At 62.1% G+C, this 20,595-nt stretch carries 21 protein-coding genes and 1 other RNA gene; 8 read left to right on the top strand and 14 right to left on the bottom strand.

What is annotated here, in order from left to right:
• Positions 1–20: 20 nt before the first annotated feature.
• Both JO965_RS07800 and JO965_RS07795 read right to left on the bottom strand, forming a co-directional pair.
• Positions 21–701, bottom strand: coding sequence for a glutathione S-transferase family protein (locus JO965_RS07800; protein WP_203443114.1), 681 nt, complete (start codon positions 699–701; stop codon positions 21–23).
• 14 nt (positions 702–715) lie between these two features.
• Positions 716–2,488: an acetolactate synthase 3 large subunit gene (locus JO965_RS07795; RefSeq protein WP_203443113.1), complete on the bottom strand. Its 1,773-nt coding sequence runs from the start codon at positions 2,486–2,488 to the stop codon at positions 716–718.
• A 281-nt stretch (positions 2,489–2,769) separates the two neighbouring features.
• Here JO965_RS07795 and JO965_RS07790 point away from each other — a divergent pair, with 281 nt between their 5' ends.
• Positions 2,770–3,597 carry an RMD1 family protein gene (locus JO965_RS07790; RefSeq protein WP_203443112.1) on the top strand — a complete coding sequence of 276 codons (828 nt, stop codon included), beginning with the start codon at positions 2,770–2,772 and terminating at the stop codon, positions 3,595–3,597.
• Here the strand turns inward: JO965_RS07790 and miaA are convergent.
• Positions 3,575–4,507, bottom strand: coding sequence for a tRNA (adenosine(37)-N6)-dimethylallyltransferase MiaA (gene miaA / locus JO965_RS07785; RefSeq protein WP_371826846.1), 933 nt, complete (start codon positions 4,505–4,507; stop codon positions 3,575–3,577). The genes JO965_RS07790 and miaA overlap by 23 nt on opposite strands.
• 14 nt (positions 4,508–4,521) lie before the next feature.
• Here miaA and serB point away from each other — a divergent pair, with 14 nt between their 5' ends.
• The gene (gene serB, locus JO965_RS07780; RefSeq protein ID WP_203443111.1) at positions 4,522–5,430 is read left to right on the top strand and encodes a phosphoserine phosphatase SerB; all 909 of its coding nucleotides are present in this window, start codon (positions 4,522–4,524) and stop codon (positions 5,428–5,430) included.
• Positions 5,431–5,518: 88 nt separating this feature from the next.
• On the opposite strand, the gene acs is transcribed toward serB, so the two are convergent.
• The 10 genes from acs to JO965_RS07730 all read right to left on the bottom strand — a co-directional run bounded on the left by acs (position 5,519) and on the right by JO965_RS07730 (position 15,451).
• A complete protein-coding gene (acs, locus tag JO965_RS07775; RefSeq protein ID WP_203443110.1) occupies positions 5,519–7,459 on the bottom strand; it encodes an acetate--CoA ligase in 1,941 nt (646 codons plus the stop codon).
• Positions 7,460–7,634: 175 nt separating this feature from the next.
• Positions 7,635–9,149: a DegQ family serine endoprotease gene (locus tag JO965_RS07770; protein WP_203443109.1), complete on the bottom strand. Its 1,515-nt coding sequence runs from the start codon at positions 9,147–9,149 to the stop codon at positions 7,635–7,637.
• A gap of 119 nt (positions 9,150–9,268) precedes the next feature.
• Positions 9,269–9,460 (bottom strand): DUF2065 domain-containing protein, encoded by a 192-nt coding sequence (locus tag JO965_RS07765; RefSeq protein WP_203443108.1) that lies wholly within the window; start codon positions 9,458–9,460, stop codon positions 9,269–9,271.
• A 7-nt stretch (positions 9,461–9,467) separates the two neighbouring features.
• Entirely contained in the window at positions 9,468–10,403 is a 936-nt protein-coding gene (gene hflC / locus JO965_RS07760) for a protease modulator HflC (protein ID WP_203443107.1), read from the bottom strand.
• Positions 10,400–11,539 (bottom strand): FtsH protease activity modulator HflK, encoded by a 1,140-nt coding sequence (gene hflK, locus JO965_RS07755; protein ID WP_203443106.1) that lies wholly within the window; start codon positions 11,537–11,539, stop codon positions 10,400–10,402. The genes hflC and hflK overlap by 4 nt, the downstream gene beginning before the upstream one ends.
• A gap of 136 nt (positions 11,540–11,675) precedes the next feature.
• Complete coding sequence (locus tag JO965_RS07750; RefSeq protein ID WP_203443105.1) at positions 11,676–12,188, bottom strand: dihydrofolate reductase; 513 nt, start codon at positions 12,186–12,188, stop codon at positions 11,676–11,678.
• Positions 12,185–12,667, bottom strand: a complete 483-nt coding sequence (locus JO965_RS07745; RefSeq protein ID WP_203443104.1) for a GNAT family N-acetyltransferase — start codon at positions 12,665–12,667, stop codon at positions 12,185–12,187. Before JO965_RS07745 ends, JO965_RS07750 begins: the two co-directional genes overlap by 4 nt.
• A 91-nt stretch (positions 12,668–12,758) precedes the next feature.
• Complete coding sequence (locus JO965_RS07740; protein WP_203443103.1) at positions 12,759–14,255, bottom strand: M64 family metallopeptidase; 1,497 nt, start codon at positions 14,253–14,255, stop codon at positions 12,759–12,761.
• Positions 14,256–14,354: 99 nt separating this feature from the next.
• Positions 14,355–14,651, bottom strand: a complete 297-nt coding sequence (locus JO965_RS07735) for a DUF2293 domain-containing protein (RefSeq protein ID WP_203443102.1) — start codon at positions 14,649–14,651, stop codon at positions 14,355–14,357.
• A gap of 5 nt (positions 14,652–14,656) precedes the next feature.
• Positions 14,657–15,451, bottom strand: coding sequence for a thymidylate synthase (locus JO965_RS07730; RefSeq protein ID WP_203443101.1), 795 nt, complete (start codon positions 15,449–15,451; stop codon positions 14,657–14,659).
• Between the two features lie 155 nt (positions 15,452–15,606).
• Here JO965_RS07730 and ssrA point away from each other — a divergent pair.
• Positions 15,607–15,963: a transfer-messenger RNA gene (gene ssrA / locus JO965_RS07725) on the top strand.
• Between the two features lie 23 nt (positions 15,964–15,986).
• Positions 15,987–16,598 carry an SspB family protein gene (locus JO965_RS07720; RefSeq protein ID WP_203443100.1) on the top strand — a complete coding sequence of 204 codons (612 nt, stop codon included), beginning with the start codon at positions 15,987–15,989 and terminating at the stop codon, positions 16,596–16,598.
• Between the two features lie 21 nt (positions 16,599–16,619).
• Here JO965_RS07720 and JO965_RS07715 read toward each other — a convergent pair whose 3' ends face one another.
• Complete coding sequence (locus JO965_RS07715) at positions 16,620–18,035, bottom strand: cytochrome P450 (protein WP_203443099.1); 1,416 nt, start codon at positions 18,033–18,035, stop codon at positions 16,620–16,622.
• Between the two features lie 88 nt (positions 18,036–18,123).
• On the opposite strand from JO965_RS07715, the gene fumC reads away from it, so the two are divergent.
• The 4 genes from fumC to JO965_RS07695 all read left to right on the top strand — a co-directional run bounded on the left by fumC (position 18,124) and on the right by JO965_RS07695 (position 20,589).
• Positions 18,124–19,518, top strand: a complete 1,395-nt coding sequence (gene fumC / locus JO965_RS07710) for a class II fumarate hydratase (RefSeq protein WP_203443098.1) — start codon at positions 18,124–18,126, stop codon at positions 19,516–19,518.
• A gap of 14 nt (positions 19,519–19,532) precedes the next feature.
• A complete protein-coding gene (locus tag JO965_RS07705; protein WP_203443097.1) occupies positions 19,533–19,721 on the top strand; it encodes a DUF4169 family protein in 189 nt (62 codons plus the stop codon).
• Positions 19,722–19,973, top strand: coding sequence for a ribbon-helix-helix domain-containing protein (locus JO965_RS07700; protein WP_203443096.1), 252 nt, complete (start codon positions 19,722–19,724; stop codon positions 19,971–19,973).
• A 109-nt stretch (positions 19,974–20,082) separates the two neighbouring features.
• Positions 20,083–20,589, top strand: a complete 507-nt coding sequence (locus JO965_RS07695) for a cysteine hydrolase family protein (RefSeq protein WP_246776859.1) — start codon at positions 20,083–20,085, stop codon at positions 20,587–20,589.
• Positions 20,590–20,595 lie beyond the last annotated feature (6 nt).

Genomic DNA, 20,595 nt, shown 5'->3' with positions numbered 1-20,595 from the left:
TTCCCGATTTTTCTAAATTCTCAAGCCGCTTTGCGATAATTTTCGATGGCGTCCTCATCAACCTCGTCGGCGTCGACGATCCATTCTTCCTTCAAGGCGGCGGAGCGCCATTCCTGGAAAGCGGGCAACGAGAGGATCGCATCCATATAAGCGCGGGTGGTGGCATCGAGCGCGATGGAATAGGTCTCAAGACGCGTTACGAGCGGCGCATACATGGCATCGGTGGCCGAAAAGGTGCCGAAAAGAAACGGCCCGCCAGCACCGAAGCGCTCGCGCGCCTGGCGCACGACCTCGCTGAAGCGGGCGACATCGCGGGCAACGGCTTCGCCGCGATCCTTCTGCGCGTACCTCTTGCCGAGATTCATCGGGCATGCAGAGCGCAAGCCTGTGAACCCAGCATGCATTTCTGCCGCAATCGAGCGTGCCATGGCACGGGCCCTGCGATCCTCGGGCCAAACGGGAGCACCATAGGCCTCGCCGACATATTCCATAATGGCGATAGACTCCCACACGGTCACATCGCCATCGATCAGGACCGGCACCTTGCCGGCCGGCGAATGCTTGAGCACCTTCACCTTCGTGTCAGGTAGGTCGAGCGGAATGGTGATCTCGTCGAACGCGATCCCGAGCTGCTTCATCAGCAGCCAGGGACGCATAGACCAGGACGAATAGCACTTATTGGCAATGACGAGGGTTGGCATATCTCAAATCCTCATCAAACCAGCATCTTGCCCTTCTCGTCGATCACGGAGCCGATATCGGCTCCGGTCTCGCCGAGATAGTCGTTGAGCAGCATCTCGTTATGCGCCTTGCCCGACGGAATCATCGGGAAGCAGTTCTCGGTCTTGTCGACGATGCAGTCGAAGATGACCGGGCGGTTCACGTTGATCATCTCGAGGATCTTCGCGTCGAGTTCACCGGGCTTCTCGCAGCGGATGCCGACGCCGCCATAGGCCTCGGCGAGCTTCACGAAATCGGGCAGAGACTCGGAATAGCTGTGCGAGTAGCGTCCACCATGCAGCAGCTCCTGCCACTGGCGCACCATGCCCATATATTCGTTGTTGAGGATGAAGACCTTGAGCGGCAGATTGTACTGCAAAGCGGTCGACATTTCCTGCAGCATCATCTGGATCGAGGCTTCGCCCGCGATGTCGATCACGAGCGCAGCGGGATGTGCCAGCTGCGCGCCAACGGCAGCGGGCAGGCCGTAGCCCATCGTGCCGTGGCCGCCCGAGGTCATCCAGCGATTCGGCTCCTCGAACTTGAAGTACTGGGCCGCCCACATCTGGTGCTGCCCCACTTCCGTGGTGACATAGACATCGCGATCCTTGGTCAGTTCATAGAGACGCTGGATCGCGTATTGCGGCTTGATGGTCTCGGTAGAGTTGCGGAAGGCCAGGCAATTACGTGCACGCCAGCCTTCGATCTTGGTCCACCAATCCGTGACAGCCGCCTTATCCGGTTGGTGAGCGTTCTGCCGCCACAGGCGCAGCATGTCTTCCAGCACATGCGCGCAATCGCCGACGATCGGGATATCCACCTTCACGGTCTTGTTGATGGAGGACGGATCGATGTCCACGTGGATGCGCTTGGAGAACGGCGAGAAAGCATCGAGACGCCCCGTGATGCGATCATCGAAGCGTGCGCCGATATTGATCATCACGTCGCATTCATGCATCGCCAGATTGGCCTCGTAGGTGCCGTGCATGCCGAGCATGCCGAGCCACTGCTTGTCGGAGGCCGGATAGGCGCCAAGGCCCATCAGGGTCGAGGTGATGGGAAAGCCCGTGAGCCGCACGAGTTCGCGCAACAGCGTCGCGGCATGTGGGCCCGAATTCACCACGCCGCCGCCGGTATAGAACACCGGACGCTTGGCATTGGCCATCAGCTCGACGGCGGCACGGATGTGATCCAGGTCGCCTTTGACGGTCGGGCGATAGGTCTTGTGCTGGTTGCTCAAGGGCCGTGCATAGGAACCGGTCTTGAACTGAATATCCTTCGGCAGATCGACGACGACCGGACCCGGACGGCCGTTCTGCGCCACGTAGAAGGCTTCATGCAGGACGCGCGGCAGATCCTCGATCGATTTGACGAGGTAATTGTGCTTCGTGCAGTGGCGCGTGATGCCGACCGTATCGCATTCCTGGAAGGCGTCGGAGCCGATGAGGTGGGTCGGGACCTGGCCGGTGATGCAGACCAGCGGGATCGAATCCATCATCGCATCGGCAAGCCCCGTAATCGCGTTGGTCGCGCCGGGACCGGAGGTCACCAGAACGACGCCCGGCTTGCCGGAGGAGCGGGCATAGCCTTCTGCCGCATGCACAGCTCCCTGCTCGTGGCGGACGAGAACATGGCGAACCTTGTCCTGGTGGAAAAGCGCATCGTAGATCGGAAGCACCGCGCCGCCCGGATAACCGAAGATATGTTCGACTCCCTGGTCCTGCAGGGCTCGGATCACCATTTCGGCTCCGGTCATCGTCTCGCTCATCTCACTCGCTCCCTGGGGTCTTTCGCATCACTGTCTTGGAATTTAGGCAATAAAAAAGGCCCCTGAGGGGGCCTGTGCGCCATCGCCGGACCTGCGGGTCAATCCCGCTCCGTCGATGGCGCTCGTACTACGAGAATAAGCTTGCGCATGGGGGCAGCTCTCGGTTCAAAAGTTGCGCCGACGCTAAACGATCCGTTTCATTCGGTCAAGCGGGGGCGACTTGGCTCAATCCTGCTTAGCTTCTACCTTATGCCCCCTATTTTAGTTGTATGACCATGACGATGACCGAGACCACCTCCTCGACCGGAGCGCCCATACAGAACCTGCGCCTCACGGCCCGTGCCCTCCTCCTGGGCGACCGCCTCGATGTGGCGGGGCTGGAGCGCAGCGACGTGCTTTCCACCACCCCTCTTGCCTTCCGGGCCGGTCAGGATGGTTTCGTCGCCCTCTTCCGATACGGCGTCGCCGTTCTCGTCGGCCTCACACCGCTGGAAGAGGACGAGGTCATCCGCAGCGTGCGCCAGCGCATCCGGGGCGAGTTCGCCCGCCACGAGGAGGAAACGGCGATCATCGAGATTTCGCCGGATCGGGACGACCAGATCCCGCCGGGAGGGCCGATCTATATCAAGCAGCTCTCCACCGAGCGCCTGATCGTCATCGCAGACGCCTTATCCAAGAGCGCAACCCTCGCCCGCGACGAGCGGGAGGCCGCCGCCGCCTTCGAACTGGTGGAACCATCGGTCCGGCACCTCGCCGAAAAGGGCCGGCGCCCCCGGGACCGCCGCAGGATCCTCAAGCAGGTCGGCCAAGCCCTTCTGGTCCGGCAGCGCATGTCGGGCGGCGTCGCTGTCGAGGAAAAGCCGGATGTCCTATGGGACCGCCCGGACCTCGAGCGCCTCTATGCCCGCCTGGAGGACGAATACGAGTTGAAGGAGCGCGCCACGGCACTCCACCGCAAGCTCGAAGTGCTCGGCGACACGGCCCAGGCCCTCACCGACATCATCGACACCGAACGATCCTTGCGCCTCGAACTGATCATCGTCCTCCTGATCGTGTTCGAGATCTTCATCACCTTCTACCAGATGTTCACGGGCGCGCCGGGGCATTGAGCTGAGCCATCACGGCCTCGAACCCCTTCTCGGGCTCGACCCATTGCCAATCGGGCAATTGGTGGCGAAACCAGGTGAACTGGCGCTTGGCATAACGGCGCGTATCACCCTGACCTTTGGCGATGGCTTCATCGAGCGAAATCTCGCCGCACAGATAGGCCAGAAGTCCGGGGACACCGTGGGCCCGCATGGCCGGGAGCATGGGATCGAGGTTTCGTTCGCTTAAGGCGCGCACCTCATCGAGAGCCCCCTGGTCCATCATGGCAAGGAAGCGCCGGTCAATCCGTCGGCGCAATTCGTCCCGGTCCGGGGCGAGGAAGAGCTTGACGACGGGAACGGCGGCAAACGGCCCCGGCTGGCGGGCTCCGTGGAAGGAGACGAGTGGCTGGCCGGTTGCGGCGAAGATCTCAAGAGCCCGCTGGACGCGCAGGCGGTCGGAGGGACGCAAGGTCCGGGCTGTTTCGGGATCACGCTCGGACAGGTGGCGGTGGAGCTCGGGCGTTTCCAGGCACTCGCTCTCCCGGCGCACCTGCTCGCGCACCTCGTCGGGGACGGGCGGCATGTCGGACAGGCCCTCCGTCAGAGCCTTGAAGTAGAGCCCGGTCCCGCCGACGAAGATCGGGAGCTTTCGTCCCTGGACCTCACGCAGGACCTGGAGGGCGTCGGTTACATAACGCCCGACGGAAAAGTTCACCGCGGCATCCACATGGCCGTAGAGCCGGTGGGGAGCTTCTGCCTCCTCCTTGAGCGTCGGCCGGGCAGTAATGACCCGCAGGTCCCGGTAAACCTGCATGGAATCGGCATTGATCACGACGCCATCGAGTCCTTGAGCCAGTTTGATGCCCAATGCGGACTTGCCTGATGCGGTCGGCCCTGCGATGAGAACCGCGCCGATCTTCAATCCACTCACAGCCAGGTTCCCCAATGGCGTCTTCCCAAAATTCCCTCGTTGCGACCCTCATCGCCAACCCGTCTCAACCGGTTGTCACGGACGAGGTCGTGGCGCGGGCGGCAGCATCGCTCGGACAAGAGACGGAATGCTCCATCCTGGCAAGGGGAATCGCAGCGGATCTCATCGTCCCGCTCCCGGCCGAGGCGAAAGCCGTCGAAGACACTCTGCGCCAAGCCTTGGACGGCCAGCCCATCGACATCGTGGTGCAGCCCCTAGGCACCCGCCGCAAGCGCCTGTTCCTGGCGGATATGGATTCCACCATGATCGGCCAGGAATGCATCGACGAACTCGCCGACTACGTCGGACTGAAAAAGGAAGTCTCCGAGATTACCGAACGGGCCATGCGCGGCGAGATCGCCTTCGAGCCCGCCCTGCGCGAGCGCGTGGCGCTGTTGAAAAACCTGCCGGTCAACGTGGTCGACGAGATCATCGAGAAGCACATCACGCTAACCCCCGGCGGCCGCGCCCTCGTCCAGACCATGCGTGCCGACGGCGCCTATGCCTGCCTCGTCTCGGGCGGGTTCACCCTGTTCACCGGTCCGATCGGCGACAAGATCGGCTTCAACGAACACCGCTCCAACCACCTGATCCTGGATGGCGAGAAGCTCGCCGGCACAGTCGAGGAGCCGATCCTCGGTCGCGAGGCGAAGCTCGCGACCTTGATCGAGCTACGTGCCCGCTTCGGCTTAGGCCACCATGAGACCATGGCTGTCGGCGACGGCGCCAACGATCTCGCAATGCTGGGCGAAGCCGGACTCGGCATTGCCTTCCACGCCAAGCCCGCGGTTGCCGCTGCAGCCCACGCGCGGATCGACTACGCGGATCTGTCGGCGCTGCTCTACGCGCAGGGCTACAAGGCCGAGCAGATCGTCAGCGCCTAGAGCATTTTTCGGCGAAGTGGACCCGGTTCGCCGTCAAAAATGCGGCGAACCAAAGAAGAGAGATGATTCCATGCAAATGGAATCATCTCTAAGCCGCAACCTGAACCCGCCTGACAATCTCCGCAACGACGGTTGGATCGGCGACCGTCGATGTATCGCCGTGGTTCTCGTAGTCGCCGGCAGCGATGCGCGTGAGAATCCGGCGCAGGATTTTTCCAGAACGATTCTTGGGGAGTTGCGGTGCCCACTCGATCCGGTCCGGTGTCGCAATGGGACCGATGCGGGTACGCACGACCTGGACGAGATCGCGACGAAGTTCGTCGCTTTCCGCAACGCCCTCTTTCAGCGTCACGAAAGCGAAGATGCCCTGGCCCTTGATCTCATGAGGCATGCCGACGACAGCAGCCTCCGCCACTGACGGATGCGACGCCAGAGCGGATTCGACTTCGACGGTGCCGAGCCTGTGGCCCGAAACGTTGATCACGTCGTCAAGGCGGCCGGTGATCCAGTAATAACCATCCGCATCGCGCCGTGCGCCGTCGCCAGTGAAGTAATAGCCGGGGAACGTGCTGAAATAGGTTTTCAGGAAACGTTCGCGGTCGCCGAGAATGGTGCGCGCCTGTCCCGGCCATGAATCGGCGAAGCACAGGTTGCCTTTACCCTCGCCCTCGACAACGGTTCCGTCGCTGTTGAGCAAGGCAGGCCGCACGCCGAAGAACGGCTTCGTCGCCGAGCCCGGCTTCAGATCCATGGCGCCGGGCAGCGGGCACAGGAGAACCGCGCCGGTCTCCGTCTGCCAATAGGTGTCGATGATCGGGCAGCGCCCTCCTCCGACGACCTCATGATACCAGAGCCAAGCCTCCGGATTGATCGGCTCGCCCACGGAGCCCATGACGCGCAGCGACGACAGATCATGCTTGCGCACCGGTGCTTCGCCCTCGCGCATCAGCGAGCGGATGGCGGTCGGCGCGGTGTAGAAGATGTTGACCTTGTAGGTTTCGATGATCTGCCACCAGCGCGAGACATCCGGCCAAGTGGGCACGCCCTCGAACAGCACGATGGTGGCGCCGTTCGCGAGCGGGCCGTAGATCAAATAGGTATGTGCCGTCACCCAGCCCACATCCGCGGTGCAGAAATGGATGTCGCCCGGGTGATAATCGAACATCGCCCGGAAACTCGCGGCCGCATGGACGAGATAGCCGCCGGTGGTGTGGAGCATGCCCTTCGGCTTGCCCGTCGAACCCGAAGTATAGAGGACGAAGAGCGGATCCTCGGCACTGACCTCGACAGGGGCGCACTCGGCAGAGACTTCAGCCAGAGCTTCGTCGTACCAGCGGTCGCGGCCTGCCGTCATGGGGACATCCCGGCCGGTGCGGCGCACGACGAGCACATGCTCGACGAAGGGCAGGTTCTGCAGCGCTGCATCCGCATTCTTCTTGAGGGGCACGTGCTTGCCCGCCCGCAAGCCCTCATCGGCGGTGATCAGCACCCGCGAGCGGCAATCCTCGATCCGCCCTGCCAGCGCTTCCGCCGAGAAGCCGCTGAAGACCACCGAATGCACCGCGCCGATCCGGGCACAGGCCAGCATGGCAACGATGGCCTCCGGTACGACGGGCAGATAGACGCTGACGAAATCGCCCTTCTTGACCCCGAGCTTCTTCAGGACATTAGCGAGGCGGGAGACCTGCTCCTGCAGATCCTTCCAAGTCACCGTCCGGGTGTCGCCGGGCGTGTCGCCCTCCCACAGGATCGCAGCATCATCGCCGCGGTCGCGGGCATGGCGGTCGAGACAATTGAATGAGGCGTTCAGCGTCCCATCGGCGAACCATTCGATGGTCACGTCATCGGGCGAGTAGTGCGTGTTCTTCACTGTCGTGAAGGGCTTCACCCAGTCCAGGATCTGCGCCTGCTCGCGCCAGAAGCCGTCCGGATCATCGAGAGAGAGCCGGTAGAGATCCTGATAGGCCTGCAGATCCACATGGGCGGTCGATTTCAAGGCCGTGGGAACGGGGAAGACATGCTGGGTCATGGTGCTCTGATCTTGCGCACGAGGCTCGGCAGGAGCCTGCGGTTCAGGAAGATGTGCCATCCATCCCTCGGAATAGGCCTTTATGTCAATCGAATTGTTCTTAATAAAGAACGAAACGGACAAACAAAAAGGGCGGCCATTCAGACCGCCCTTTCCTTATGTTCCGCGGATCAGCTTACTCGATCGACAGGGCTACGAAGCGCACTTCGCCCTGGGCATTCGACACGAGGAGCAGAGCCGACTTGCGGCCCTGGGCCTTAAGATCGTCGATCTTCTTGGTCACGTCGGCCGGGCTCGTTACCGGCTCCTGATTGACCTCGACGATGACCTCGCCGGCCTGGATCCGCTTATCGGACGCGTTCGAGTTCGGATCGACGCGGGTGATGACCACGCCCTTCAGATCGTCCTTCAGGCTGAAACGGCGGCGCAACTCGTCCGTCATGCCGGACATGTTGAGGCCGAGGGCCTGACGGGTCGCCGTCGGCGGTTCTGTCGACGGCTGCTGCAGGCTCGCCTGCTTCTCGGTGTCTTCGAGACGGCCAAGCGTGACCTGCTTTATCACCTCCTGGCCTTTGCGGATGATGGCGACGTCGACCGCCTTGCCGACTGGAGTCGATGCCACGATGCGCGGCAGATCGCGGGAATCCTTTACTTCCTTGCCGTCGAAGCGAACGATCACGTCGCCGACTTCGAGGCCGGCCGGCTTGGCAGGCCCCTTCTCGTCAATGCCGGCAATGAGAGCGCCGCGCGCCGTACCAAGATTCAAGGCTTCGGCCGTGGCGTCATCCACGTTCTGGATGCGCACGCCGAGCCAGCCGCGGCGGGTCTCGCCGAACTGGCGCAGCTGGTCGATGATCGGCACGGCTGTTGAAGCGGGAACCGCGAAGCCTATGCCGACCGAGCCGCCGGTCGGCGAGAGAATGGCTGTGTTGATGCCGATGACCTCGCCGTTCATGTTGAACAGCGGGCCGCCAGAATTGCCCTTGTTGATGGAGGCGTCGGTCTGAATGTAGTTGTCGTAGGGACCGGACTCGATGTTGCGGCCGCGGGCCGACACGATGCCCGCCGTGACGGAGCCGCCGAGGCCGAAGGGATTGCCGATGGCCATGACCCAGTCACCGGGACGGATGGCATCGGAATCGCCGAACTTCACCGCCTTGAGGGGCTTGTCGGTCTTCACCTTCAGAACGGCCAGATCGACCTTGGAATCCTTGCCGACAATCTCGGCCTTCAGGCGCGAGCCGTCCGGGAAGATCACACTGATGTCGTTCGCATCGCCGATCACATGATTGTTGGTCACGACGATTCCGGAGGAATCGATGACGAATCCCGAGCCGAGAGAGTTCGAGCTGCGCGGGCGCGAGGGGCCGCTTTCGCCATTGCCGCCCTGACCGCGACGGTTGAAGAATTCCTCGAAGAGATCCTCGAACGGGGTGCCCGGGGGTAGTTGAGGCAGGGTCCGGTTGCGGGTCTCGACCGTCGTCGAGGCCGAGATGTTGACCACGGCGCCGGTGACCTCTTGCGCCAGATCGGCGAAGGATTCAGGCGCGGAACGGGCATAGGCCGGCAGCGGCACGGTAGCCGTTGCGACAATGGTGAAGACCGCGAAGCAGGACGCGGCCAGCCGGCGCAGAGGACGCTGGGGCAGCGCCGTCTTGGAAGACTCCAGCGCGTTCGTGGCTTTGTTCATCGAAAACCTCTCTCGGAGAATACGCATATAGATTGGTATCTGGCGCCGCCATTCAAGCGGATATTGCGGCGGAAGCTGGGCTGCAGCCGGGCGCACCGGAGAGAACCAAGCCGGGGCCCCTAACCGAATTGACGCACCAGCCAGATGACCCCGACCCCGATGAGCGCCGAGATGATGCCGACGATCCGCATCTGATCGCTCGGGCTGTGGGCGGCCTCATACATGGCCCGGCGCATACCATCCGGGAACGCGGCAAACAAAATGCCCTCGACCGCGAGAGCGAGGCCGAGGGCTGCAATCAAGTCCAACATCAGCGTCTTATTGTGCTGGAGCCGGTTGAACCGGCGCTGGGGTCGGGCGGGCCGCGGCACCTCCACCATTCCTCCGACCGGCAGGGTCATTGAAATAGCGGAAGAAATCGGAATCCGGGCTCAATACGAGGCGCGTATCCCCACCCTTGAGGCCAGTTTCGTAGGCCTGCATGGAGCGGAAGAAAGAGAAGAATTCCGGATCCTGCCCGAAGGCCTCGGCCAGAATGCGGGTTCGGTTTGCATCGCCCTCGCCTCGCAGTTCCTCGGCCTTCTGATTGGCCTCGGCGCGGATGATCGTCGCCTCACGTTCGGCCCTGGCGCGGATGGTCTGCGCCTGCTGCTGGCCGTTGGCGCGCAGATCCGCCGCCTCGCGCTCACGCTCGGTGCGCATGCGCTGATAGACGGCCTGGCTGTTGGCCGCGGGCAGATCGACGCGGGTGAGCCGCACGTCGATCATCTCGATGCCCAGGCTTGCCGCCTGCCGGTTCACGTCGGCCTGGATGCGGTTCATCAGGTCCGCACGCTCGGTGCGGACGATGGCATCGCGCGAAGCGCTCGCCAGGGTGTTGCGCATGGCCGAGTTGGTGAAGCTCTGAAGCCGTTGATTGGCGAGAGCGATGTTGCCGACGGCCTGATAGAACCGCAGCGGATCGACGATCCGGTAGCGGGTGAAGGCGTCGACCTCGAGATTCTGACGGTCTGCCGACAGAACGGTCTGGACCGGCAGGTCGAGATCGAGCACGCGCTTCTCGAAATAGGTCACGGCATCGACCAGCGGCAGCTTGAACTTGAGGCCTGGCTCGGAGATGGCCGACTGCACTGCGCCGAAGCGCAGTACCAGCGCGTACTGGGTCTGCTGGACGATGAAGACCGAGCTGTAGAGAACGATGGCCGCGAGAGCCAGAGCAATCAGGACAACCGTGCGAAGAGTCGAACCGTTCATCGCGTGGCTCCCTGCGGATTAGCGGCATTGCCCTGCGGCTGCGGGCGCGGGTTCTGGGTGAGCGGCAGGAAGGGCACGACACCCTGGCCGCTCTGATCGACGATGACCTTTTCGAGCCCGCCGAAGACGCGCTCCATGGTCTCGAGGAAGATGCGCTCACGGCTCACGTCGGGGGCCTTGCGGTACTCTTCGTAAACCTGGCGGAAGCGGGCCGCCTGACCGGTCGCGTCCGCGACCGCCTGCTCGCGATAGGCCTCGGCCTGCTGCACCGTGCGGGCGGCCTCGCCTCGGGCTTCGGGAACGACGCGACTGGCGAAGGCTCCGGCTTCGTTCTGGACGCGCACCGCGTCCTGCTGGGCGGCGTTCACGTCGAAGAAGGCCTGGCGGACCTCGGAGGGAGGCTGGGCAGCCTGAAGCTGGACCACGTTGATCAGCACGCCGGCGCCATAGGCATCGAGCGCTTCCTGCATGATCTGGCGAACCTCCTGAGCAATGCTGGCCTGCTCGGTGGTCAGGATGGCCTGGATGTTGCGGCGACCAATGACCTCGCGCATGGCGCTCTCGGCCACGGACTTGATGGTGCCCTCAGGGTTCTGGAGGTTGAAGACGTAATCCTGCGGACGAGCGGGATTGATCTGCCACACCGCATCGAAATCGATGTCGACGATATTCTCGTCGGCGGTGAGCATCAGGCTTTCCTCGATCACGTCACGGGCGCGTCCCTGTCCCGTCGGCGTGGAGCGGTAGCCCACTTCGACGCGCTGCTGAGCAGTGACGTTCGGCTTGAGTACCCGGCCGATCGGGTAAGGCAGGTTGTAGCGCAGGCCCTCACCGGACGTTCCGGTAAATTTGCCGAAGATCATGTTGATGCCGACCTCGTTGGGCCGCACCGTGTAGAAGCCGGTGAGCAACCAGACGGCGATCACGCCCAGAACCAGGATGATCAGGCCCCTGCCCCCCATGGAGCCGCCGGGAATGAAGTCTTTCAGGCGATCCTGGCTGCGGCGCAGGATATCTTCGAGGTCGGGGGGAGATCCGTTCCCCTGCGGGCCGGAGCCCCATGGGCTCTTGCCGCCTCCCGATCCGCCGCGTTGCCCCCAGGGGCCACCGCCGCCGCTTTGGTTACTCCAAGGCATAGGACGCCGTTCCTCACTCTTTAAAAACCGGCCGAGACGACCGCTGATATCTCTAGACGGTTGTGGGTGTTGCCTCTTCCGCCTGTCAAGCCTGCGAATTGGGGATTGCAGGGAACTTCGTCAACCTTCGGACGGGTCAGTGGCGCCTTTCGAGATCAATAAAGGTAAACGGATGCTCGTCATCCGGCCCCTTTGGATGGTCCTCCCGCCTCGTCTCGCGAAACTGTGACCGGTCGAAATCCGGGAAGACGGCATCACCCTCGGGCGCGGCCTGAACCTTCGTCAGGAATATGCTCTGCACCTGCGGCAGGGCCAGGGCATAGATCTCTGCCCCGCCTGCGACAGCAACAGAATCGACCCCCATCCTGGCGGCAAGCTCGCTCCCCTTGGCGACTGCCTCCTCCCAGGTATGGGCCACGTGCACGCCCTCGGCCGCAAACCCGGTATCGCGCGTCAGCACAATCGTTTCCCGACCCGGCAGAGGCTTGCCGATCGACTGAAACGTCTTGCGCCCCATGATCATCGGCTTACCCATCGTGAGTCTGCGGAAACGCCCGAGATCTGTCTTGATGCGCCAGAGGAGATGGTTGTCGCGCCCGATGACGCCATTCTCGGCCACCGCAACGACGAGGATGAGGGGGATGGTCATGGCTCCTCCGCCAGTTGTCTTAAAGCGCTTCCCGTCACCCGCTGGACGGTCCATTCGTCCATCGGAATGGCGCCGATGGAGCGGTACACGCGCAGAGCCGGCTCGTTCCAGTCGAGCACCCACCATTCGAGGCGGGCCAAGCCCTCGTCGATGCAGCGACGGGCGAGATGCCTCAGCAGCGCCCTGCCGATCCCTTTGGAGCGGAAGGCCGGCCTGACGAAGAGGTCTTCGAGATAGATCCCGTGCCGTCCGCGAAAAGTCGAGAAATTGTAGAACCACAGAACAAAGCCGACGGGCTCTCCCTCCCGCTCGGCAATATCCGCAAAGACCCGCGGATTGGCGCCGAAAAGCGCCTTCGCGATATCGGCCTCTGTCGCATCGACCTCATGCGCCAGCCGCTCGTATTCGGCGAGTTCGCGGATGAAGGTGTGGATGAGAAGAGAGTCCGAAGGTGCGGCGGGGCGGATCGAAAGGCTCATGGAACTTCTGTAAGGGAACACTGGCTCCCCGCCAACTGCTGCCCGCCCACAATTCACCTCGGTTCGTGAGAACGCGTCTCAAGCTGAGGCATCAAATGACGAAGAAGTCCTTGTGGGTCATGGCCAGCTTTTTCGACAACGTGGCGACTTCCACCACCTTGCCTCGTCCCGACCCATCGGCGTCGTAATAGAGAACGCCCTTGGCCTTGTCGTAGATGATGTAGTCGTTCTTGTCCTTGGCCTTCGAACTGACAGTGAAGTAATCCTTCTTCAACTGGGCTGGTTTTTTCTCCGATCCGGCCTTACCGACCTTGGTAAACACCTTGTTATCGAGCCAGATCGCATCGTCCTTCACCTCGAAGTCAGCGATCCTGTCCTTGTTGCTGCTCCTGTTCGGCTTGGTACCGAACGCGAAGGAGTCGCGTCCCGTGCCGCCGGTCAGCATATCGTTTCCGGCTCCACCCCAGAGCTTGTCGTTGCCGCCCCTGCCCTGGATGTCATTCGCGTTGCTGTTGCCGCGCAGGCTGTTACCTCCGCTATCGCCCGTCAGCAGAACGTCGTTCGTCACGGTCCATGTGACGGTCTGCTCCAAGGCGCTGCGGTCGCCCCTGACCCAATCGGTCGGATCATAGGCTCGTGCACTCAAGGTGTGCGTTCCGAAGCCGTAATTGTCCTGGTTGAGCTTGAAGGTCTCTCCAGAATTGACGAATGTCCTGCCGTCCAATGTCCAATCGACCTTGATCACGGCAGGATCGACGGTGTCGACATAGAAATCGGTCACGTTGTGATGACTGATCCAGGGATCGGTATAGCCGTCAAGCGGATCGACAAATTCATAGAATTTGCGAATGAGTTGCTCCCTCGCGATCGCATCGAAGGGTTGTTCCAAGCTCTTCATCTTGGAATTGAACGAGGGCCTGTAAACACCTTCTGCGTGGTAATAAGCCCCTTCATAAGCGCCGATGATGCCGATACCTGGCTGATCGTAACCAAGCCAGCGAGACCATTTGGCTCCATATGGATCCGTGGTCACGTTGACATAGGCTGGATCGGAACCCGTATAGGAACCGGAGACGCCATAATCGTACTCGTCGCCGAGATCAGCAAAAGCATGGCCGATCTCGTGAAGGGCGATCTCATAGGCTTGTGAATTTCCAGCAGAGTAGATGCCGGAGTCGTAGCCCGCTCCACCATACGCAGCGCTGTTCACCAGAATGAAGCGCATCTCGGATGTGATGCCATTGGGAAGAACAGCTTGTTCGATCTCGTCCGCCTTGCTGAGGCTGACATTCAGTGCGCGACCGCTGTAGCTCGCATTGAGGACGGTATGCCGGGAAATACCATTCGCCAAATCGTCCGCTCCGGATTCATTTGAGACGACATCGATGGAATGGATATTGAAGAAATTCCTGTATCGTCCGAAGGGCTCGCTGAGAAGGCTCCCATTGAACATGTATCCGAGAAAACCATGGATCTGAGACGTATAGTTCGTACCGATCTCGGAGGCTCTATAGCCATCTCCCATGAAGACCATGTCGATCCGGTTGGAACTATAGCCCGTCGTCTGAAAATGCCGAAGCGTAGCCATTTAACAGCCTCGAAATTAAACAATATAAAATTTCACTCAGTGTACATACTTGGCCGCCCTTGGGTTGAAAAGGAATTAATTTAAGCTTGCGTGCCTGAGCTAATCTTCCTCAACCACCCGCCGTGGCGAGCCCCATTCCTCCAGAACGGCATTCATGTCGTCAAGCACGAAGAACCGAGCACTCTCGGGGTCGTAGCCCTCTTCCAGCAGGTTGTCGTATTCTGTCAGCCTGTGCCGGATGTAAGCCGTCAGCGACAGCCAAGCGGCTGTCTCGGGCGAAGCGGTATGAAGGCCGCGGCTGCTCAGGGCATGATCGGTCACGGCCTCGAATTCATGCCGCGGAATGCGCGGCGCGAGAATGCGGACCGCGCTTTCGATGGCCTCGCGCCTGTTCATGTTCCTCAGACTGCGACGGGCGCCTTGATGGCCGGATGCGGATCGTAATCTTCGATGGCGATGTCGTCGAAGGTGAAGTCGAAGAGCGAGCGCACGGCCGGGTTGAGGCGCAGCTTCGGCAGAGACTTGGGCTCGCGCGAGAGCTGGAGGCGCGCCTGCTCTAGATGATTCAGATAGAGATGCGCATCCCCGAAGGAATGGACGAAATCGCCCGGCTGCAGGCCCGTCGCCTGCGCCATCATATGCGTGAGCAGCGCATAGGAGGCGATGTTGAAGGGAACGCCGAGGAATACGTCCGCCGAGCGCTGGTAGAGCTGGCAGGAGAGCCGCCCTTCCGCGACATAGAATTGAAACAGGCAGTGGCAGGGCGCGAGCGCCATCTTGTCGAGATCGGCCGGGTTCCAGGCAGAGACGATCAGGCGTCGGCTGTCGGGATTGCGGCGGATCTCGTCGAGTACCCAGCGAATCTGGTCAACGGTGCCGCCATCGGGCTTAGCCCAGGAGCGCCATTGTTTTCCGTAGACGGGACCGAGATCGCCGTTCTCGTCGGCCCACTCGTCCCAGATCGAAACACCGTTCTCCTTGAGGTAGCGGATATTGGTGTCGCCCTTCAGGAACCACAGCAATTCGTGGACGATGGAGCGCAGGTGCAGCTTCTTTGTTGTGACGAGCGGAAAGCCCTGGCTGAGATCGAAACGCATCTGATGGCCGAAGACTGAAATCGTCCCGGTTCCGGTACGGTCGTCCTTGCGGACACCTTCGTCCATGATGCGGCGGATCAGATCGAGATAGGCTTGCATGGGGTGCTCCTTGCCCAATCATAGGGCAGCGCGCCAAGGGTGCCGAGTCGGCCAAGCCCTATTTCTGTGAATCAGTTAACCCGGGAAGATGATCCTAGTCCGCGTCACTAAAGGTCGATCACCAAACATCTTTCATGCGGATCGCGCCGCCCTCCACTCTTTCAAAATCCGTCCGCGCCACCTATATTGGAATTGCCGGTCGCGAGATCGGCTATGGCGATAAACGGCTATCGGAATAAACCCATCGGACCCGGGGGCGGTACCCGGCGCCTCCACCAAAACTCAGGCTACGCTTGGGTTTCGGCGGGGGCGAAATAGGATCGACGAGGGCGTAAAGGGTAGACTTTCGCTCGGCATGGTTCCGCCGTTATCGGGCCGAATCTATAGTTGCCAACGACAACTATGCTCCGGTTGCAGTGGCTGCGTAAGCGGTCCCTAAAGCCGAATCAAAGCCCTTGCGGTTAGCACCGTAAGGCGGGGTCCGGAGGCACCTGGCAACAGAAGCCTCCACTTTTGTTTCTGCAAGGGCTCGCTTATGGCCGGTGGTAAAGACCTGATCCGCTACGATCTTCTGGTGCAGGACGCGCTGAAAGGCGTCGTGCGCAAGGTGTTGATCGATTGCAAGGACGGGCTTCCGGGCGAGCACCATTTCTACATCTCCTTCCAGACGGATTTTCCCGGCGTTCGCCTTTCGAACCGCCTGCGCGAAAAATATCCTCAGGAGATGACCATCGTCCTTCAGCACCAGTTCTGGGACCTCAACGTCACCGAGCATACCTTCGAAGTCGGGCTGTCCTTCTCCGGCATCCCAGAGCGGCTGCTCATCCCCTTCGATGCGCTCACCGGATTCTTCGACCCTTCGGTCCAGTTCGGGCTCAAGTTCGACAGCCAGGACGAGGATGAGGAGGAAGAAGTCGAGGAGGCTCCTTCCGCGCCGCAACCGATCCGCGGCGGCACGTCTGAGCCGGTCGAGCTGAAACAGCCCCGCAAGTCCCAACCTGCCGCGGACAAGAAGCCCGCGGCCGAAAAGGCTCCCGCCGCAGAGGCCGACACGGCAGCCGAAGATGACTCGAAGGATGAGGCGGCTGAAGGCGGCGCAGGCAGCGCCGAGGTCGTCAGCCTCGACGCCTTCCGCAAGAAGAACTGAGCCGTTCAATCCCTTCCTGTTTCAGGCCGTTGCCAACGCCTCCGTCGGAGCGCGCTGAGAGAGCCGCATCGGCAATCCGCCCCGCGGCCTCAAGGTGATCCGCTGCACCGGCGTGACTTCGTGCCCTTCCACTAGGTCGAGCCGCATGGAACGGGCAATCGTCGCCAGGACGATCACAGCTTCCTGCAGAGAGAAGCTCGCGCCGATGCAGACCCGCGGACCGGCCCCGAACGGCAGATAGGCGAAGCGGTCGATCCGGCTGCGGTTCCCAGGAAGAAAACGTTCCGGCCGGAAGGCGTCCGACTCGTCCCAGAGCCTTCGGTGACGATGAAGCACATAAGGCGAGATCGCGACCATCGAGTCCGCCGGGATCTCCAATTCTCCGATCCGGTCATCGTGAATGGCCGTCCGGCTTATGTAGGGTGCCGGCGGGTAGAGGCGGATCGCCTCGTCGATGACGGCGCGGGTATAGACGAGCTTGTCCAGATGATGGGGCTCGAACGGCCCCTTCCCCAGCACCTCGTCCACCTCCTCCTCCACATGGGCGCGGGCCCGTTCGTCCTGTGACAGCAGATAAAGCGACCAGGAGAGGGCATTGGCCGTGGTCTCGTGTCCGGCGCCGATGAAGGTGACGATGTTGGTCCGCACGTCGATATCGCTCAGGCCCTTGCCGGTCTCGGGGTCGGCAGCCTCCAGCAGAAGGGTCAGCAGGTCCCGGGGCGCAGGCTCGCCGCGGGCGAGCAGGGCCTTTCGGGCGCCGATCAGTTCGTTCACCGTCTCCTCGAAGAACCGGATCGACGGTCGCGCCCGGAGGCGCCCGATCCTGGGAACCCAGTCGGGAAAGCCGAAGATGTCGAGCGGATCGACCCGGCCTAAGCTGTTGAAATAGCGAGTGATGGCGCGCCCGAGCGCATCCGGGTCCTTCGGCACGCCTTGCGTGAAGATCGTCCGCTCCAGCACGTCGAGGGCCACCCGGGTCATTTCGAGGGAGGCATCGATCACGCGGCCATCCGGGCGTCGCTGCCAACGCCTCACGAGCCTCTCCGCCGCCTCGACCATGGCCGGAAAGAAGCCGCTCACATGGCGGGGCGTGAAAAGCGGCGCGATGGTGCGGCGCTGGAGCCGCCACTCATCGCCCTCCGCGGTGACGAGCCCCCGGCCGAGCCCCGGTGCCAAAATCCGAAGCTGGAGATCGTCTTTTCGATAATTTGCGGCGTTGTCCACGAGGATGTGTCGGATGATTGCGGGATCGCTCACCACGGTCATGCGGCCGAGGGCCCCGTCGCCGGTGATGATCGGCTCCTCGAAATGCGCCTCCATCCAGGTGTTCAGGGGGTTTTCACGCACGGCCCTCAGGAAGGCCACCATACCGAGCGGCTCTGTGCGGGGCTTAGGGTGAGGCGGGCAGAACAAGGGGGCTTCCAGGGTCTCGCTCATGCGAATTTACAAGGCCTCCATGCGCGTTCGCAGTTGCGAGCGCCACCATTTGAGATAAGAACACGCAACTCCATCGAAAGAGGTCAGGATGTCGCCCTCAACCCGCATCGAAACAGATACCTTCGGCCCCATCGACGTTCCCGCCGACAAGCTCTGGGGCGCCCAGACGCAGCGCTCGCTCCAGAACTTCCGCATCGGGACGGACAGGATGCCGCTGCCACTGGTCCATGCGCTGGCCATCGTGAAGCAGGCGTCCGCTCTTGTGAACAAGGATCTGGGTAAGCTGGAGCCGCGTCTCGCCGACGCCATCTCTGCCGCTGCCGCCGATGTGGTGCAGGGCAAGTATGACGATGAGTTTCCGCTCGTGGTCTATCAGACGGGCTCGGGCACCCAATCCAACATGAACATGAACGAGGTTCTCTCGAATCTCGCCATCGAGCGCCTTGGCGGAGAGCGCGGCAGCAAGAAGCCGGTTCACCCGAACGACCACGTGAACATGGGCCAGTCGTCCAACGACTCGTTCCCCACGGCTATGCACATCGCGGTCGCCCGCGAGATTCATGATCGGCTCGTTCCCGCGCTCAAGCACCTGCACAAGGCGCTGCACGAGAAGGCGGAGGCCTTCAAGGACATCGTGAAGATCGGCCGCACGCACCTGCAGGATGCGACCCCGGTCACCCTCGGCCAGGAATTCTCCGGCTATGCCGCCCAGGTCCAGCTCGGCATCGCCCGCATCGAGCAGACGCTTCCCGGCATCTATGCGCTCGCCCAGGGCGGCACCGCCGTCGGCACGGGTCTGAACGCCCATCCGGAATTCGCGGACCGCTTCGCCTCGAAGGTCGTGGAACTCACCGCTCTCCCCTTCACCTCGGCGCATAACAAGTTCGAGGCGCTCGCCTCCAATGACGCTCTCGTCTACACGCATGGCGCGCTTTCAAGCCTCGCGGCCGGCCTGTTCAAGATTGCCAACGACATCCGCCTGATGGGCTCGGGGCCCCGTTCGGGCATCGGCGAGATCTCGCTGCCCGAGAACGAGCCCGGCTCGTCCATCATGCCCGGCAAGGTCAATCCGACCCAGGCCGAGGCCATGACGATGCTGTGCTGCCAGGTGGCCGGCAACCAGACCACGGTGACCTTCGCCGGCAGCCAGGGCCATTTCGAGCTCAACGTGTTCAAGCCGGTGATCGTGAACGCAGTGCTGCAATCGATCCGCCTGCTGGCAGACGGCGCCATCAGCTTCACCGACAACTGCGTCGTCGGCATCGAGCCCAACAGGGAACGCCTCAACGAGTTGATGCAGCGCTCGCTGATGCTCGTGACCGCGCTTGCTCCGTCCATCGGCTACGACAAGGCCGCCGCCATCGCCAAGTCGGCGCACAAGAACGGCACGACCCTGAAGGAAGAGGCCCTCAAGGCCGGTGTGGCGGAAGACCACTTCCACGCCGTCGTTCGTCCTGAGACGATGCTTCAGCCGGGCGAGTAAGAGACATTTGCGCCATGGCTGAGATCATCAATCTGCGCCAGGCGCGCAAGCACAAGGCGCGGGCCGAGAAAGAGGCCCGCGCCGACGCAAACCGCATCGCGTTCGGCCGCACCAAGGCCGAGAAGAACCTGACGAAAGCCGAGCAGGATCTGGTGAAGAGCCGCCTCGACTCGCACAAGCGCGATGACAGCGAGAAGCCGTGAATGGGCTTCGGCATCGTCAAGCGCTCCGTCTCCATCGCCGGCCACCGGACGAGCATCTCTCTTGAGGAGCCTTTCTGGGAAGGACTGCGGGAGATTGCGGAACGGGACAGGATGTCCGTCCAGTCCCTGATCGGGCGCATCGATGCGGAACGGGGCGAACAGAATCTCTCCTCCGCGATCCGGGTTTTTGTGCTTACCGATCTACGCCAGCGCTTGAGCGCTTCCTCGTTGAACGGCACAACTCCACTTTAAACGTCAGCCGTCGACACCTTGTCACAGACACGATAGTCCTGGGATGAACTCATGCGCTGTAAAGCATGAGAGCAACCGCGTGAGGTTCGCGATGGCGACGGGATTGCTGGTGATCGATCTGCAACGCGGAATGTTCGAATCCGGCGTATCACCGCATGACGAAGAGGGCGTGCTGTCGCGGGTCGCGAAACTGCTCGAGAAGGCGCGCTCCCGCGGAGTTGCCGTGCTCCATGTCCGACATGACGGCGGCCCCGGCGACGATTTGGAACGCGATACGCCCGGTTGGCACATCCATCCCGCCGTCGCGCCACTGAATGACGAGCCGATCATCGACAAGGACCGTTGCAGCGCCTTTCACGGCACCGATCTGCATGAAAGGCTCCAAGCCCGCGGGATCGCGCGGCTTGTCATCGCCGGCATGCAGACTGAGTACTGCATCGACACGAACTGCCGCACCGCGCATGGTCTTGGTTATGCCGTCTTGCTGGTCCGTGACGCGCATACAACGTTCGACAATCCTGCACTGTCGGCCGAGCAGATCGTCGCGCATCACAACCTCACGCTTCGGAACGGCGGGTTCGTAACATTGGTCGATGCGGCTGCGGTCGAGTTTTAGAACCTC

Source organism: Microvirga sp. VF16, assembly GCF_016864375.1.
Taxonomy (GTDB): domain Bacteria; phylum Pseudomonadota; class Alphaproteobacteria; order Rhizobiales; family Beijerinckiaceae; genus Microvirga.
This window is presented reverse-complemented; position numbering and strand designations above follow the sequence as displayed.